At 63.3% G+C, this 13627-nt stretch carries 11 protein-coding genes; 10 read left to right on the top strand and 1 reads right to left on the bottom strand.

Annotated elements, in window-relative coordinates; translation table 11 throughout:
* Together NKI61_RS04295 and NKI61_RS04290 are read left to right on the top strand one after the other, a co-directional pair.
* Entirely contained in the window at nt 1–1194 is a 1194-nt protein-coding gene (locus NKI61_RS04295; protein ID WP_352838888.1) for a cytochrome P450, read from the top strand.
* Entirely contained in the window at nt 1191–2678 is a 1488-nt protein-coding gene (locus NKI61_RS04290) for an aldehyde dehydrogenase (RefSeq protein ID WP_352838887.1), read from the top strand. Before NKI61_RS04295 ends, NKI61_RS04290 begins: the two co-directional genes overlap by 4 nt.
* A 177-nt stretch (nt 2679–2855) precedes the next feature.
* On the opposite strand, the gene NKI61_RS04285 is transcribed toward NKI61_RS04290, so the two are convergent.
* Nucleotides 2856–5144, bottom strand: coding sequence for a mechanosensitive ion channel family protein (locus NKI61_RS04285; protein WP_352838886.1), 2289 nt, complete (start codon nt 5142–5144; stop codon nt 2856–2858).
* Nucleotides 5145–5426: 282 nt separating this feature from the next.
* Between NKI61_RS04285 and NKI61_RS04280 the strand changes: the two genes are divergently transcribed.
* The 8 genes from NKI61_RS04280 to NKI61_RS04245 all read left to right on the top strand — a co-directional run.
* Nucleotides 5427–6029: an ANTAR domain-containing response regulator gene (locus NKI61_RS04280; RefSeq protein WP_023667842.1), complete on the top strand. Its 603-nt coding sequence runs from the start codon at nt 5427–5429 to the stop codon at nt 6027–6029.
* 2 nt (nt 6030–6031) lie between these two features.
* Nucleotides 6032–7270, top strand: coding sequence for a CmpA/NrtA family ABC transporter substrate-binding protein (locus NKI61_RS04275; RefSeq protein ID WP_031245870.1), 1239 nt, complete (start codon nt 6032–6034; stop codon nt 7268–7270).
* A gap of 344 nt (nt 7271–7614) precedes the next feature.
* Nucleotides 7615–8943 (top strand): CmpA/NrtA family ABC transporter substrate-binding protein, encoded by a 1329-nt coding sequence (locus NKI61_RS04270; RefSeq protein WP_352625480.1) that lies wholly within the window; start codon nt 7615–7617, stop codon nt 8941–8943.
* Nucleotides 8944–9035: 92 nt separating this feature from the next.
* On the top strand, nt 9036–9926 hold the full coding sequence (gene ntrB, locus NKI61_RS04265) for a nitrate ABC transporter permease (protein ID WP_023747991.1): 891 nt from the start codon (nt 9036–9038) through the stop codon (nt 9924–9926).
* A gap of 10 nt (nt 9927–9936) precedes the next feature.
* The gene (locus tag NKI61_RS04260; protein ID WP_023751804.1) at nt 9937–10734 is read left to right on the top strand and encodes an ABC transporter ATP-binding protein; all 798 of its coding nucleotides are present in this window, start codon (nt 9937–9939) and stop codon (nt 10732–10734) included.
* A 4-nt stretch (nt 10735–10738) separates the two neighbouring features.
* Entirely contained in the window at nt 10739–13189 is a 2451-nt protein-coding gene (gene nirB / locus NKI61_RS04255) for a nitrite reductase large subunit NirB (protein ID WP_023686953.1), read from the top strand.
* A 5-nt stretch (nt 13190–13194) separates the two neighbouring features.
* On the top strand, nt 13195–13524 hold the full coding sequence (nirD, locus tag NKI61_RS04250) for a nitrite reductase small subunit NirD (protein ID WP_023745647.1): 330 nt from the start codon (nt 13195–13197) through the stop codon (nt 13522–13524).
* A 3-nt stretch (nt 13525–13527) separates the two neighbouring features.
* The coding region (locus NKI61_RS04245) for a hypothetical protein (protein WP_352838927.1) at nt 13528–13627 on the top strand (100 nt) is incomplete at its 3' end.

The raw sequence follows: 13627 nt of genomic DNA, 5'->3' as shown, positions 1-13627 counted from the left end.
TTGAGCTTTGCCGAGAGCATCACCGTTGAGGCGCTGGAAGCCGATCCGTATCCGATCTATGCGGAACTGCGGCGCAGTGCGCCTGTCGCTTTCGTGCCGGCGGTCAATCTCTGGTTCGTCACCCGCTGGAAGGACGTCGAGACCGTCGCAAAGTCACCCGACATCTTCTCCGCCGTCGTCGGTACGTCTCCGGTCGAACGCTCGTTCGGCAAGCCGACCATCCTGACCACCGACGGCGAAACGCATAGACAGCTGCGCCAAGGCGTCGATCCGAAATACCGGCCGCGCACCGTCGCCGCCTATGCCGGCGATCTCGTACGGTCGATTGCCGAACCTTTTCTCGACCGGATCGCCGAACAAGGCTCCGCCGAGCTGATGGCGGATTATTTCGAGCCGGTGTCGACGCTCAGCCTGGCGCGCTCGCTTGGCCTTGCCGACATCGACATGCCGACGCTGCGCCGCTGGTTCTATGGCCTTGCGCAGGGCGCCATCAATTTCGAGAACGACCCGAAGCGGCAAGAGATCGCCGACGCGATCAGCGCCGAGGTCGGCGCAGCCATCCGGCCGACTCTGGATAGACTGGCGCACGCCCCCGACGGCTCGGCGCTGTCGCATATGCTGCATGACGGCATGCCGGAAGGCACGACGCGGCCGATCGATTTCTTGATGCCGAGCATCAAGGTCATTCTGCTTGGCGGCATGCAGGAGCCCGGACATGGTGCCGGTTCGATCCTCGCCGGCCTGCTTGCGCATCCCGAACAATTGCGGCAGGTGCTCGCCGATCCCGAGACCTTTGTGCCCAGGGCTGTCGATGAAGGCTTGCGCTGGGTGGCGCCGATCGGAACCCAGACGCGGCAGACGACGCAGGCGGTCGAGCTTGGCGGCGTAACCATCCCTGCCGGCGCCGCGGTCGCTGCACTTGTCTCCTCGGCAAGCCGCGACGAGAGCCGCTTTGCCGATCCAGACCGCTTCGACATCAACCGCAGGGAAGGCAATCATGCCGCCTTCGGCTTTGGTCATCATTTCTGTTCGGGCCGGTTTTTCGCGCGCGAGCAGATGTGCCTTGCGTTAAGGCTGCTGCTCCTGCGCTTCCCCGATCTCAGCCTGGTGCCAGGCAAGGTGCCGGTGTTTCGCGGCTGGGAATTCCGCGCGCCAACCACGTTGTATGTTTCCCTGGGAGTCCGCCACCAATGATCAGCCAGAATGCCATCGACGCGCTGCGCAAGACGGAGATCGGCGAGCGGGGCTTGTTTATCGACGGCGTACAGGCTGCAGCGACGAGCGGCGCGACGCTGGCGGTGATTTCGCCGATCGACGGCCGCCCTTTTGCCAGCATCGCTGACGGCAATGCCGCCGACATCGATCGCGCGGTCCGATCGGCGCGAAAAGCATTCGAGAAGGGTTCATGGTCGCGCGGTGCCCCTGCCTTTCGCAAGAAGGTGCTGACGAAATTTGCCGAGCTGATCGAAAAACATGTCGATGAGCTGGCCGTGCTTGGCGTGCGCGACAACGGCACCGAGATCGGCATGGCCTACAAGGCCGAGCCGCTGTCGGCGGCCGGCACCATCCGCTACTACGCCGAGGCGATCGACAAGGTCTATGGCGAGATCGCGCCGACGGCCGACAATGTGCTCGGGCTGATCCACAGGGAGCCACTCGGTGTCGTCGGCGTCATCGTGCCGTGGAACTTCCCGCTGATGATCGGCGCCTGGAAGATTGCGCCCGCACTGGCCACCGGCAACAGCGTCGTCGTCAAGCGGCCGGAGATCGCCTCGCTGACCTTGCTGCGGCTGGCCGAACTCGCAAGCGAGGCTGGACTTCCCGAAGGCGTGTTCAACGTCGTTACCGGGCATGGTGCTGTCGCCGGCGAAGCGCTTGGCCTCCACATGGATGTCGACGCCATCGCCTTTACCGGATCGGGGCCGGTCGGCCGGCGGCTGCTCGAATACTCCGCCCGTTCCAATTTGAAGCGGGTCTTCCTCGAGCTTGGCGGCAAGTCGCCCAACATCGTCTTTGCCGACGCTCCGGACCTGAAGCAGGCGGCGGTCGTCTCGGCCAACGGCATCTTTCGCAATTCAGGCCAGGTCTGCGTGGCGGGCTCGCGTCTGCTCGTCCAGTCGTCGGTCTATGATCTTTTCATGGACGAACTTGTCTCGGCAACCACGCGGCTCAAGGTCGGCGACCCGCTCGATCTCGCCAGCGATATCGGTGCGGTATCGAGCGCCGAACAGCTGGACAAGAATCTCGGCTTCGTCGCCATGGCGCAAGCCGAAGGCGCCCGTCTCGTCGCCGGTGGCGAACGGATACTGACCGAGACTGGCGGCAGCTACATGGCGCCGACGATCTTCGAGAACGTGACGCAAGAGATGCAGTTGGCGCGCGAGGAGGTGTTCGGACCGGTGCTCGGCGTGATGCGCTTCGAGACCGAGGAGGAGGCGGTGCATCTCGCCAACTCCACTGTCTACGGACTTGCCTCGGCGGTGTGGACCGCCAATCTTTCCACGGCCCATCGCATGGTGCGCGCCATCAACGCCGGTGTCGTCCACGTCAACACCTATGGCGGAGCCGATATCACCGTGCCGCTTGGCGGCGTCAAACAGTCCGGTTTCGGCCGTGACAAGTCGCTGCATGCGCTGGAGAAATTTGTCGACCTCAAGACCGCCTGGATTGCGCTCTGAGCCTTGCGGAAAGGCCAGCGTATCTGCTCTTTTCGTCAAGCTTGGCCTCAGAAACGCCACGCTGGTGCTGGTTGGCGGCGATCGCGTCACCGCTATCGGCAGTTCCGACTAGCGTGGTGTCGTGGGTCCTGGTTTTGCGCGGAAAGCCGTGTTGCGGCCGGCCGGTATCACGGCGTCCTACTCCGTTGTGCTCGCTTTTTTTCTGCGCCGATTGGTGTGCGACTGGGCGACGGCCATTCGTAATTCGGGTGTGATCTCCAAAGGCGCATTCTCTGTCCCATGCGGGTCTTGCAGCCCCTGGACGTGAACGGTCGGGAATGGGAGCTCGATGCCCTGCTCCTTGAAGGCCTGGCGGAGGCGCAAAAAGAACCTGCCTTTCATGCTGAAGGCGCCTCCAGGTCTGGTCGTGACCTTGACCCTCAAGACGATGCCGTACTCGCCGAACTCCTGCACCCCCTGCATCTTGATCGGTTCGATCACCCAGTGTTTGAACTCCGGATCTTCCGCCAGTTCCAGGCCAATTCGCTTGATCAGTTTGCGAGCAAAGTCGATATCGGTGTCATAGCCAACGGTGATGTTGAATTTGTCGGTGACCCAGTCACGGCTCTGGTTCTGCACGGCGCCGAGTTCGCCGAAAGGTATCGTGAACAGCGGACCACGATGGTGGCGCAGCTTCACCGAGCGCAGCGAAAAGCTCTCCACCGTACCCCTGTAGCTGCCCGATGAAATGTATTCGCCGACACGGAAAGCATCGTCGAGCAGATAAAACACGCCAGAGATCACGTCCTTGACGATGGTTTGCGCGCCAAAACCCACCGCGACGCCAACGACGCCGGCGCCGGCGATCAGCGGGCCGATCTGGATGCCGATCGAAGCGAGCATCATCAGCACCGCCATCACGATGATCACTGCTAGCAGAATGTTCTGGATGATCGGCAACAGCGTGTGCAGCCGCGCCTGATGCGGATCGAGGGTGAGGATGTCTTCTTCGCTCACCACCGCTTGCGGTATCGCGACGCCCAGCTTTCGTTCGATCAAGGCTTTGATGATCGACCAGCCGAAATCGGCAGCAAGGGCAATGACCACGACGTTGATCAAGCCGCGCAATATGAGCATGGTGGTCGTATCGCTGCCGCGCATGGATTGCATGTCCAGGCCCAGTACGCGTGCGAGAAGGTAAGCCGCCGCGAGGATGAAAATCATCCGGATACCGCGATCGATGACAGCGATCGTAACCGCCGGGATCGTCGGCCGGCCCGCATCTTCCGAACCGGGCCGCAGGACGAAATTAACCCCGCGCTCTGTCAGCACAATTGCCAAAGGCAGGAAGAATGCGGTGAAGGTAAACCAGAAGAATGTGTAGAGGCCGGCAATGCGTTCGAGGAACAGAACGACGAAATAAGCCGTCAACAACCATGTCACTGCCGTGTGACCGCTGTGGCGCGCGCCGTCTCGCTGCGTTCTTGGCCGACGCCAAATGGCCAGCAGGAAGAGCAACAGCAGGATGAAATCGGCGCCGACGGACAGGACCATCATTCCGTCCTGGTCTATGCCGAGACCCGGCAAGAGGACAAACGCGGCGGCGAAGAAGGCGAAAACGCCGACGATCCGGGGCAGCCAATAAGCCCAATGGTCAGCAGCTCCGTTGGTGATCGGCAGGGCACGAACCTCGATGGCGTGCTCGACCTCCATGAAAGAAGGGACGAGCGTGGCCATCACGTATAGGCGCACAGCCCACGTAAAGACCGCAGCCATCAGAAATGTCAGCACAATCTCGCGGATGAGCGCTGGCCAGTCGAACAGCATGAACGCACCGGCGCTGCCCAGCGCGAACGAGCCGATCATCATGCTGGAATAAAGCGTGCGGCCGCCGATCTTCTTGGCCCGCCCGATGGGCGTATCTCTGGGTTGCGCGATGATCCAAAGACGAAATGGACGGGTGAGCTTGTATATTGCCCAGGTGAGCGCCAGGCCGGCAGCGATAAAGATCGCAATCAGCACCAATATGCTGACGGGGCCCTTGCTGGACATATCGTCCATTGTCTGGGCCCTGACGCGCGCGAACTGGCCCGGCAGTGTGGGCACGGTTCGCACGATTTTCTCGATGTGATGCTTGATCCGATCGAGCGTCGAGGATGCCATTGTATTCATCTGGCTCGGTGCGGCCACGGCGTCGGCCGGCGGAGCGCCAGCCTCGGCAGGCGCTTCCGTTGATCCAGCGGCCGGATTTCGTTGCTCGGCCACCCAGGCCTTCACCGACGGATCGTCGAGAAGCTCGAACAGCTGTTTGACCTTGTCGGGCGCGACGGCGGCCGGTGACTGCGCCTGTGCCGGGCCAGCCAGCAGGAGGGCGATGCCAAGGATGAGCGGCCCGGCAATCAGGGCAAACATCGTCGTCAGGCCTCCGGGACGCCGTGCCGGGCGCGCCAGCTTGCTGGCTCCCAATCGTCGTTTCATGAGCAGCATCGTGCGGTAACCTTCCGGTCAGATCGGCGAGCAAGGACAGCTATGTCCGTCGTTGCCCCCACCTTTAACAAGCCGATGTTGCGGTGCAAGTCTCATCGCACCTAGACCGTTGGGTAGGGCACCAGGCGACCGGCAAGGCTGTCATCACCAGCGCCAGCGTTGCGCTGCGTTCCTTGTCCCGACCACCTAGACCGGGTCGTTGTCGGTCGTCGGTTGCTCCGCGGCGGGAGCCTGTGACCATGCCGCATTGCACAATTTTGCGACCTTGCCCACAATGCACGCATGGTCCGCAGCTCACTCGCCGTCCTGGTCATCGACGAAAACCGTATCCGCGCCGCGATCATCGAGGCAGGTTTGCGCGAGGCCGGCCATGAGCGGGTCACCGTCATCCACGACGTGACCGGCATTGCGCGGCGGATCGCCGAGATCGAGCCGGACGTCATCGTCATCGACCTGGAAAACCCGAACCGCGACATGCTGGAAAACATGTTCCAGCTGTCGCGTGCGGTGAAGCGGCCGATCGCCATGTTCGTCGACCGATCGGACCAGGCATCGATCGAAGCGGCGGTCGATGCCGGCGTTTCGGCCTATGTCGTCGACGGCCTCAGGCAAGAGCGCGTCAAGCCGATTCTGGACATGGCGGTCAGCCGCTTCAACGCTTTCTCGCGCATGGCGCGCGAGCTGGAAGAGGTTCGAGGCGAGCTTGAGAGCCGCAAGGTGATCGACCGTGCCAAGGGCATCCTGATGAAGTCGCGCGGCCTGACCGAAGAGGCCGCCTACACGCTGCTGCGCAAGACGGCGATGAACCAGAACCGCAAGATCGGCGACATTGCCCAGAGCCTGGTGACTGCCGCCGGGCTGCTCGGGCCGTCGGAGGACGAATGAGCATGAGCGCCGAGCACCAGATCACCGCCGGCTTCATGCCGCTCTTCGACAGTGCCGTGCTGGTTGCGGCGGGTGAGCTTGGATTTGCCGCGCGCGAGGGCATCGATCTCACACTGCACCGCGAGACCTCCTGGGCCAACATCCGCGACCGCATCGCCATCGGCCATTTCCACCTGGCGCACATGCTGGGGCCGATGCCGCTCGCCTGCAATCTCGGGCTGACGCCGCTTGCTTCCGAGACCATCGTGCCGTTTTCGCTCGGGCTTGGCGGCAATTGCGTCACCATCTCCAACGCCGTCTGGGAAGGCATGGCGGCACACGGCGCCATACCCGATCTCGAGCCCGCGCGCGCGGGCGCAGCCCTTCGTGCCTTCATTCGCGAGCGCGCCGGGGCTGGCGGCGATCCGCTGCGCTTTGCCGTGGTGCACCCGCATTCGGGGCATAATTACGAACTGCGCTACTGGCTTGCCGGATGCGGCATCGATCCGGAGCGCGAGATCGAGATCGTCATCGTGCCGCCGCCCTTCATGGCCGATGCGCTGGCCGCTGGGCGGATCGACGGCTACTGCGTCGGCGAGCCCTGGAACAGCGCCTCGGTCGCTGCCGGCACCGGCCATATCGTCACCGTCAAGGCGCTGCTGTGGCGCAACAGTCCGGAGAAGGTGATCGGCGTGCGCAAGGCCTGGTCGCAGGAGAACCCGGTCGCGCTGGCAGCATTGCTGCGCGCGCTGCATCATTCGGCGCGCTGGTGCCAGGATCGGGGCAACCACGCCGAACTGGCTGGTGTGATGGCTCAAGCTGGCTTCCTCGGCCTGCCACCAGCTGTCCAGATGCCGATCCTGACCGGCCATCTTGAACTGGGCGGCGGCGCCGAACTGGATGTCGACGACTTCTTCCTGCCCTTCGACAAGGCGGCGAACTTTCCGTGGAAGAGCCATGCGCTGTGGTTCTATACGCAGATGGTGCGCTGGGGGCATGTCGAGCACACGCCGGAAAACCTTGTTATCGCCCGTGACTGCTACCGTCCCGACCTCTACCGCTCGGCGCTAAAGCCGCTTGGCGTTGCACTTCCCGGCGCCAATGCGAAGGTCGAGGGCGCGCTTAAGGTCGCCACGGCTGTCGGTGCGACCGGGGCAGGCCTGGTGCTTGGGCCGGACGGCTTCTTCGACGGTCAGACCTTCGACCCCGACGAGATCGACGGCTACATAGGGCGCCAGAAAGCGGCTCGCGCGGAAGCCTGATCATTCTCGCGCCATTCTTGTGCATTGCACAAAAAATGTGCGTGCGATTGCTGTAGTGAACAATCTTTGATCTGCTTGCGATGTCGCCTCGCGTGCCGGCATCTGGCGCGTAATGTTGATTTCATTTAGGTTTTTCGTTTCACCCAAAACTGGCACGGTTCCTGCTTTGAATTAGTCAGGCCCTTCGCGGGTCACGGAACAGGCGTCCAATGGCGGGCGCCACAGGCAAAGCTGCCGCTCAGGTCAACGACGCGATCCCGGATGTACGGACGCGCGAGGCCTGGACGGCGGCTTTTTTGTTTTGGGCCACTCGACGAAGCCCTCGCGTTCAACCGGAGATCACGATGAAAGAAAAAATAGGGAAATGGATCGGGACGGGAACATCGCTCAAGGATGTGACGCGCCGCGATTTTCTTGTCAGCAGCGCCATGACGGCCGGCCTGTTCGTGGCGGCCCGCAAGCTCTTCCCCTCGGGCGCCTATGCCGCCACGACCGCTCCCGAGATCACCGGCGCCAAGCTCGGCTTCATCGCGCTGACCGACGCGGCGCCGCTGATGATCGCCAAGGAGAAGGGGCTGTTCGTCAAGTTCGGCATGCCCGACGTCGAGGTGCTCAAGCAGGCCTCCTGGGGCGCGACGCGCGACAATCTGATGCTCGGCGGCGCAGCCAACGGCATCGACGGCGCTCACATCCTGACGCCGCTGCCCTATCTCATGCACACCGGCAAGGTGACGCAGAACAACCAGCCGATGCCGATGGCTATCGTGGCGCGGCTCAACTACGACTGCCAGGGTATTTCGGTTGCGCAGGAATACGCCGGCACCGGTGTCGGCCTCGACGCCTCCAAGCTGAAGGACGCCTTCGCCGCCAAGAAGGCGGCCGGCAAGGAAATCAAGGCCGCCATGACGTTCCCGGGCGGCACGCATGATTTGTGGCTGCGCTATTGGCTGGCCGCCGGCGGCATCGATCCCGACAAGGACGTCTCGACCATCGTCGTGCCGCCGCCGCAGATGGTCGCCAACATGAAAGTCGGCAACATGGACGTGTTCTGCGTTGGCGAACCGTGGAACGAACAGCTCGTCCACCAAGGCGTTGGTTTCACCGCCGCTACCACCGGCGAACTGTGGAAGGGTCATCCCGAAAAGGCGCTCGGCCTGCGCGCCGAATTCATCGACAAATACCCGAACGCCACCAAGGCGATCGTGATGGCCGTCATGGAGGCCCAGCAATGGTGTGAGGCCACGGAGAACAAGGACGAGATGGCCGCCATCATCGGCAAGCGGCAATGGATGAACGTGCCTGTCGCCGACATTATCGGCCGCCTCAAGGGCGACATCAACTACGGCAATGGCCGCGTGGCCACCGGCACTGACCTCTACATGAAATTCTGGAAGGGTGGCGTCTCCTATCCCTACAAGAGCCACGACAGCTGGTTCCTCGCCGAAAACATCCGTTGGGGAAAATTCGCGCCGACCACCGACATCAAGACGCTGGTCGATCAGGTCAATCGCGAGGATATCTGGCGCGAGGCGGCGAAGGATCTCGGCGTTGCCGCAGCCGATATTCCGGCCTCGTCGTCGCGCGGCGTCGAGACCTTCTTCGACGGCAAGATTTTCGACCCGGCCAACCCGTCGGCCTATCTCGACAGCCTGAAGATCAAGGCATCGGCTTGACCAGCGCAAACGGCGCGTTCCGCCGTTTGTCGCCCCAGCGCAACGGCGCTTCGCCGTTGTCGACCGCATCGACCCCGGAGTTATTGTCAGACATGTCCATCCAAGCCATTGAGGAAACCACGGTGAAGGCGTTCCCCGCGAAGCCTGCCGCGGTCATCGCTTTCACCGCCAGGGCGCGGCGCCGCTTCGACCCGATCGCGATCGCCGGCAGGCTGGCCACCGCCCTGGTGCCGCCGGTCATCGTTATCGCCTTCATGCTGGTCGTGTGGCAGATCGCCTGCTCGTCGCCGACCGCCAGCCTGCCGCCGCCCAGCCAGGTGTGGAACGAGGCCTATGACCTGATCGCGCATCCGTTCTTCAACAACGGCCCGCAGGATATCGGCCTTGCGTGGCGGGTGCTGATCTCTCTGCAGCGCGTCGCCATCGGCTTCGGCCTGGCGGCGATCGTCGGCGTCGCGCTCGGCGCCCTGGTCGGCCAGTCGATCTGGGCCATGCGTGGCCTCGATCCAGTGTTCCAGATACTGCGCACCGTGCCGCCGCTGGCCTGGTTGCCGCTGTCGCTGGCTGCTTTCCGCGATTCCAGCCCGTCGGCGCTGTTCGTTATCTTCATCACCTCGATCTGGCCGATCATCATCAACACCGCCGTCGGCGTGCGAAACATTCCGGAAGACTACCGCAACGTCTCGCGCATCCTGCGGCTCAACCAGTTCGAATTTTTCGTCAAGATCATGGTTCCGGCAGCTGCACCTTACATCTTCACCGGCCTCAGAATCGGCATCGGCCTGTCCTGGCTCGCCATCGTCGCCGCCGAAATGCTGACCGGCGGCGTCGGCATCGGCTTCTTCATCTGGGACGCCTGGAACTCGTCGCGGCTGCCCGACATCATCGTCGCGCTCGCCTATATCGGCGTCACCGGCTTCTGCCTCGACCGCCTGGTCGCTGCGGTCGGCGCTTTCGTCACCCGCGGCACAACGGCAAAGTGAGGAGAGGGCGATGACGGCCTATCTGAAGCTCGACCATATCGACAAATCCTTTGCCCGCGGCAGTCAGGTCAGCGAGGTGCTCAAGGACATCAGGCTGACCATCGACAAGGGCGAATTCGTCTCCATCATCGGCCATTCCGGCTGTGGCAAGTCGACCTTGCTCAATCTGATCGCCGGGCTGACCAAGGTTTCCGCCGGCGCCGTGCTGCTTGAAAACAAGGAGGTCGACAGCCCCGGACCCGAGCGCGCCGTGGTGTTCCAGAACCACAGCCTGCTGCCATGGCTCACCGTCTACGAAAACATCAGCCTGGCGGTGTCGAAAGTCTTTGGCCGTTCCAAGAGCAGGACCGAGCGACATGACTGGATCATGCGCAATCTCGATCTCGTGCAGATGGCCCATGCCAAGGACAAGCGGCCGGCCGAAATATCGGGCGGCATGAAGCAGCGCGTCGGCATTGCCCGGGCGCTTGCCATGGAGCCGAAGATCCTTTTGCTCGACGAGCCGTTCGGGGCACTCGACGCGCTGACGCGCGCCCATCTGCAGGATGCGGTTATGGACATCCATTCCAGGCTCGGCTCGACGACGATCATGATCACCCACGATGTCGACGAGGCGGTGCTGTTGTCCGACCGCATCGTCATGATGACCAACGGTCCGGCGGCGACAATCGGCGAGGTGCTTGCGGTGCCGCTGCTGCGGCCGCGTCGACGCGTCGAACTCTCTTCCGACCGCACCTTCCTGCGCTGCCGCGAAGCGGTGCTGAAGTTCCTCTATGAACGCCACCGCTTCGTCGAAGCCGCGGAGTAACGCCATGACCGAAAAACTCGTCATCATCGGCAACGGCATGGCCCCCGGGCGCATGCTGGAGCATCTGCTCGAACAGGCGCCGGGCCGCTACACCGTGACCATTTTCAACGCCGAGCCGCGGGTGAACTACGACCGCATCATGCTGTCGCCGGTTCTCTCCGGCGAAAAGGCCTATGAGGAAATCATCATCCACGGCGACGGCTGGTACATCGCCAACAACATCACCCTCTACAAAGGTCACAAGATCGTCGCCATCGACCGGGCGGCCAAGACAGTCACCTCCGATCACGGCGTCACCGAGCCTTACGACAAGCTCGTCATCGCCACCGGATCGGTGCCCTTTATCATTCCGGTGCCCGGCCATGATCTGCCGGGGGTGCTGACCTATCGCGACCTCGACGATGTTCAGGCCATGATGCTTGCCGCCCAGTCGCGCGCCAAGGCCGTGGTCATCGGCGGCGGCCTGCTCGGGCTGGAGGCGGCAGCAGGTTTGAACGCCCAAGGCATGGACGTCACCGTGCTGCATGTCATGCCGACATTGATGGAGCGTCAGCTCGATCCAGCCGCCGGCTATCTCCTGCAGCGCGCGGTGGAACAGCGCGGCATCAAGGTCATCACCAAGGCCAACACCCAGGCGATCACCGGCAACGGCAAGGTCGGGCAGGTGGAGCTTGCCGACGGCACTATTATCCCGGCAACGCTGGTGGTGATGGCGGTCGGCATCCGGCCGAATGCGGCGCTGGCCAGGGAGGCCGGCATAGCCGTCAATCGTGGTATTGTCGTCGATGCCGGCATGCGCAGCAACGACCCCGACATCTACGCGCTCGGCGAATGCGCCGAGGTCTACGGCCAGGTCTACGGGCTGGTCGCGCCGCTCTATGAGATGGCGCGCGTTGCCGCGAACCAGTTGGCCGGCAACGAGGCAGCGGCCTTCGTCCACATGGACACGCCGACCAAGCTCAAGGTCACCGGCATCGACCTGTTCTCGCTTGGCGACTTCGCCGAAGGCGAGGACCGCCAGGAGATCGTGCTGCGCGATGCCGCCGCCGGCGTCTACAAGCGCCTTGTGCTCAAGGACGACCGCATCATCGGCACCGTGCTTTATGGCGAGACGGCGGATGGGGCCTGGTTCAACGATCTCAAGAAGAAGCAGACCGACATATCGGAGATGCGCGACACGCTCATCTTCGGCCAGTCCTACCAGGGAGGTGCCCCGCTGGACCCTATGGCGGCCGTTGCAGCCTTGCCGGATGATGCGGAAATCTGCGGCTGCAACGGCGTTTGCAAGGGAAAGATCACCGGCGCGATCACGGCCAAGGGCCTGGCTTCGCTCGACGACGTGCGCGCCCACACCAAGGCATCGGCTTCCTGCGGTTCGTGCACCGGGCTGGTCGAGAAGCTGATGGTGCTGACCATCGGCGACAAATACAACCCGGCCGCCGTGCAACCGATGTGCGGCTGCACCACGCTCGGCCATGACGAGGTGCGCCGGCTGATCATCGCCAAGAGCCTGAAGACCATTCCCGCCGTCATGCAGGAGCTGGAATGGACGACCTCCTGCGGCTGCGCAAAATGTCGGCCGGCGCTCAACTACTACCTCGTCTGCGACTGGCCGAACGATTACGCCGACGACTATCAGTCGCGCTTCATCAACGAACGCGTCCACGCCAACATCCAGAAGGACGGCACCTATTCGGTGGTGCCGCGCATGTGGGGCGGCGTCACCAACGCCGCCGAACTGCGCGCCATCGCCGACGTCGTCGACAAGTTCGAGATACCGATGGTCAAGGTCACCGGCGGCCAGCGCATCGACATGCTGGGCATCCGCAAGGAGGATCTGCCGGCGGTGTGGGCCGATCTCGGTCAGGCCGGCTTCGTCTCAGGCCATGCTTACGCCAAGGGCCTGCGCACGGTGAAGACCTGTGTCGGCTCCGACTGGTGCCGCTTCGGCACGCAGGATTCGACCGGCCTCGGCATTCGCATCGAGAAATTCATGTGGGGCTCGTGGACCCCGGCCAAGGTCAAAATGGCGGTGTCGGGCTGTCCGCGCAACTGCGCCGAGGCGACCTGCAAGGATGTCGGCGTGATCTGTGTCGACAGTGGCTACGAGATCCATTTCGCCGGCGCCGCCGGCCTCGACATCAAGGGCACCGAAGTGCTTGGCCTGGTCAAGACCGAGGACGAGGCGCTGGAGCATATCGTGGCGCTGACGCAGATGTACCGCGAGCAGGGCCGCTATCTCGAGCGCATCTACAAATGGGCCAAGCGCATCGGCATCCCCGAGATCAAGCGCCAGATCATGGACGACGGTGCCAAGCGCAAGGCCTATTACGAACGCTTCGTCTTCAGCCAGAAATTCGCCCAAGTCGACCCGTGGTCGGAACGCGTCTCCGGCAAGGACAAGCACGAGTTCCGGCCAATGGCTTCTGTCGGGTTTGCGCAGGCTGCGGAGTGATTAAAATGGACTGGATCGCAATCGGCTCGCTCTCCGACATCCCCCGCCGCGGCGCGCGCTGCGTCGACACACCCGAGGGTAAGATCGCCGTCTTCCGCACGCAGGACGATCAGGTCTATGCCATCGACGACCATTGCCCGCACAAGGGTGGGCCGCTGAGCCAAGGCATCGTCCACGGCACCGCCGTCACCTGCCCCTTGCACAATTGGGTCATTTCGCTGGAGACGGGCAAGGCGCTCGGCGCCGACGAGGGCGTGGTGCGCACCATTCCTGTGCGGATCGAGGGCGAGCACCTGTTCATTGCGCTGAAAGCGCTGGCCAGCCGCGCGGCCTGAAGCATGGAACCTGGCGAAGCGCGCGAGGTGAGGACCACCTGCCCCTATTGCGGGGTAGGTTGCGGCGTGCTGGCGAAGGTCGCCGCGGACGGTGAAGTCACTG

Source organism: Mesorhizobium sp. M0514, assembly GCF_040321145.1.
Taxonomy (GTDB): Bacteria; Pseudomonadota; Alphaproteobacteria; order Rhizobiales; family Rhizobiaceae; genus Mesorhizobium.
Note: the sequence above shows the minus strand (reverse complement) of the source record. Positions and strands in the feature narration are given on the sequence as shown.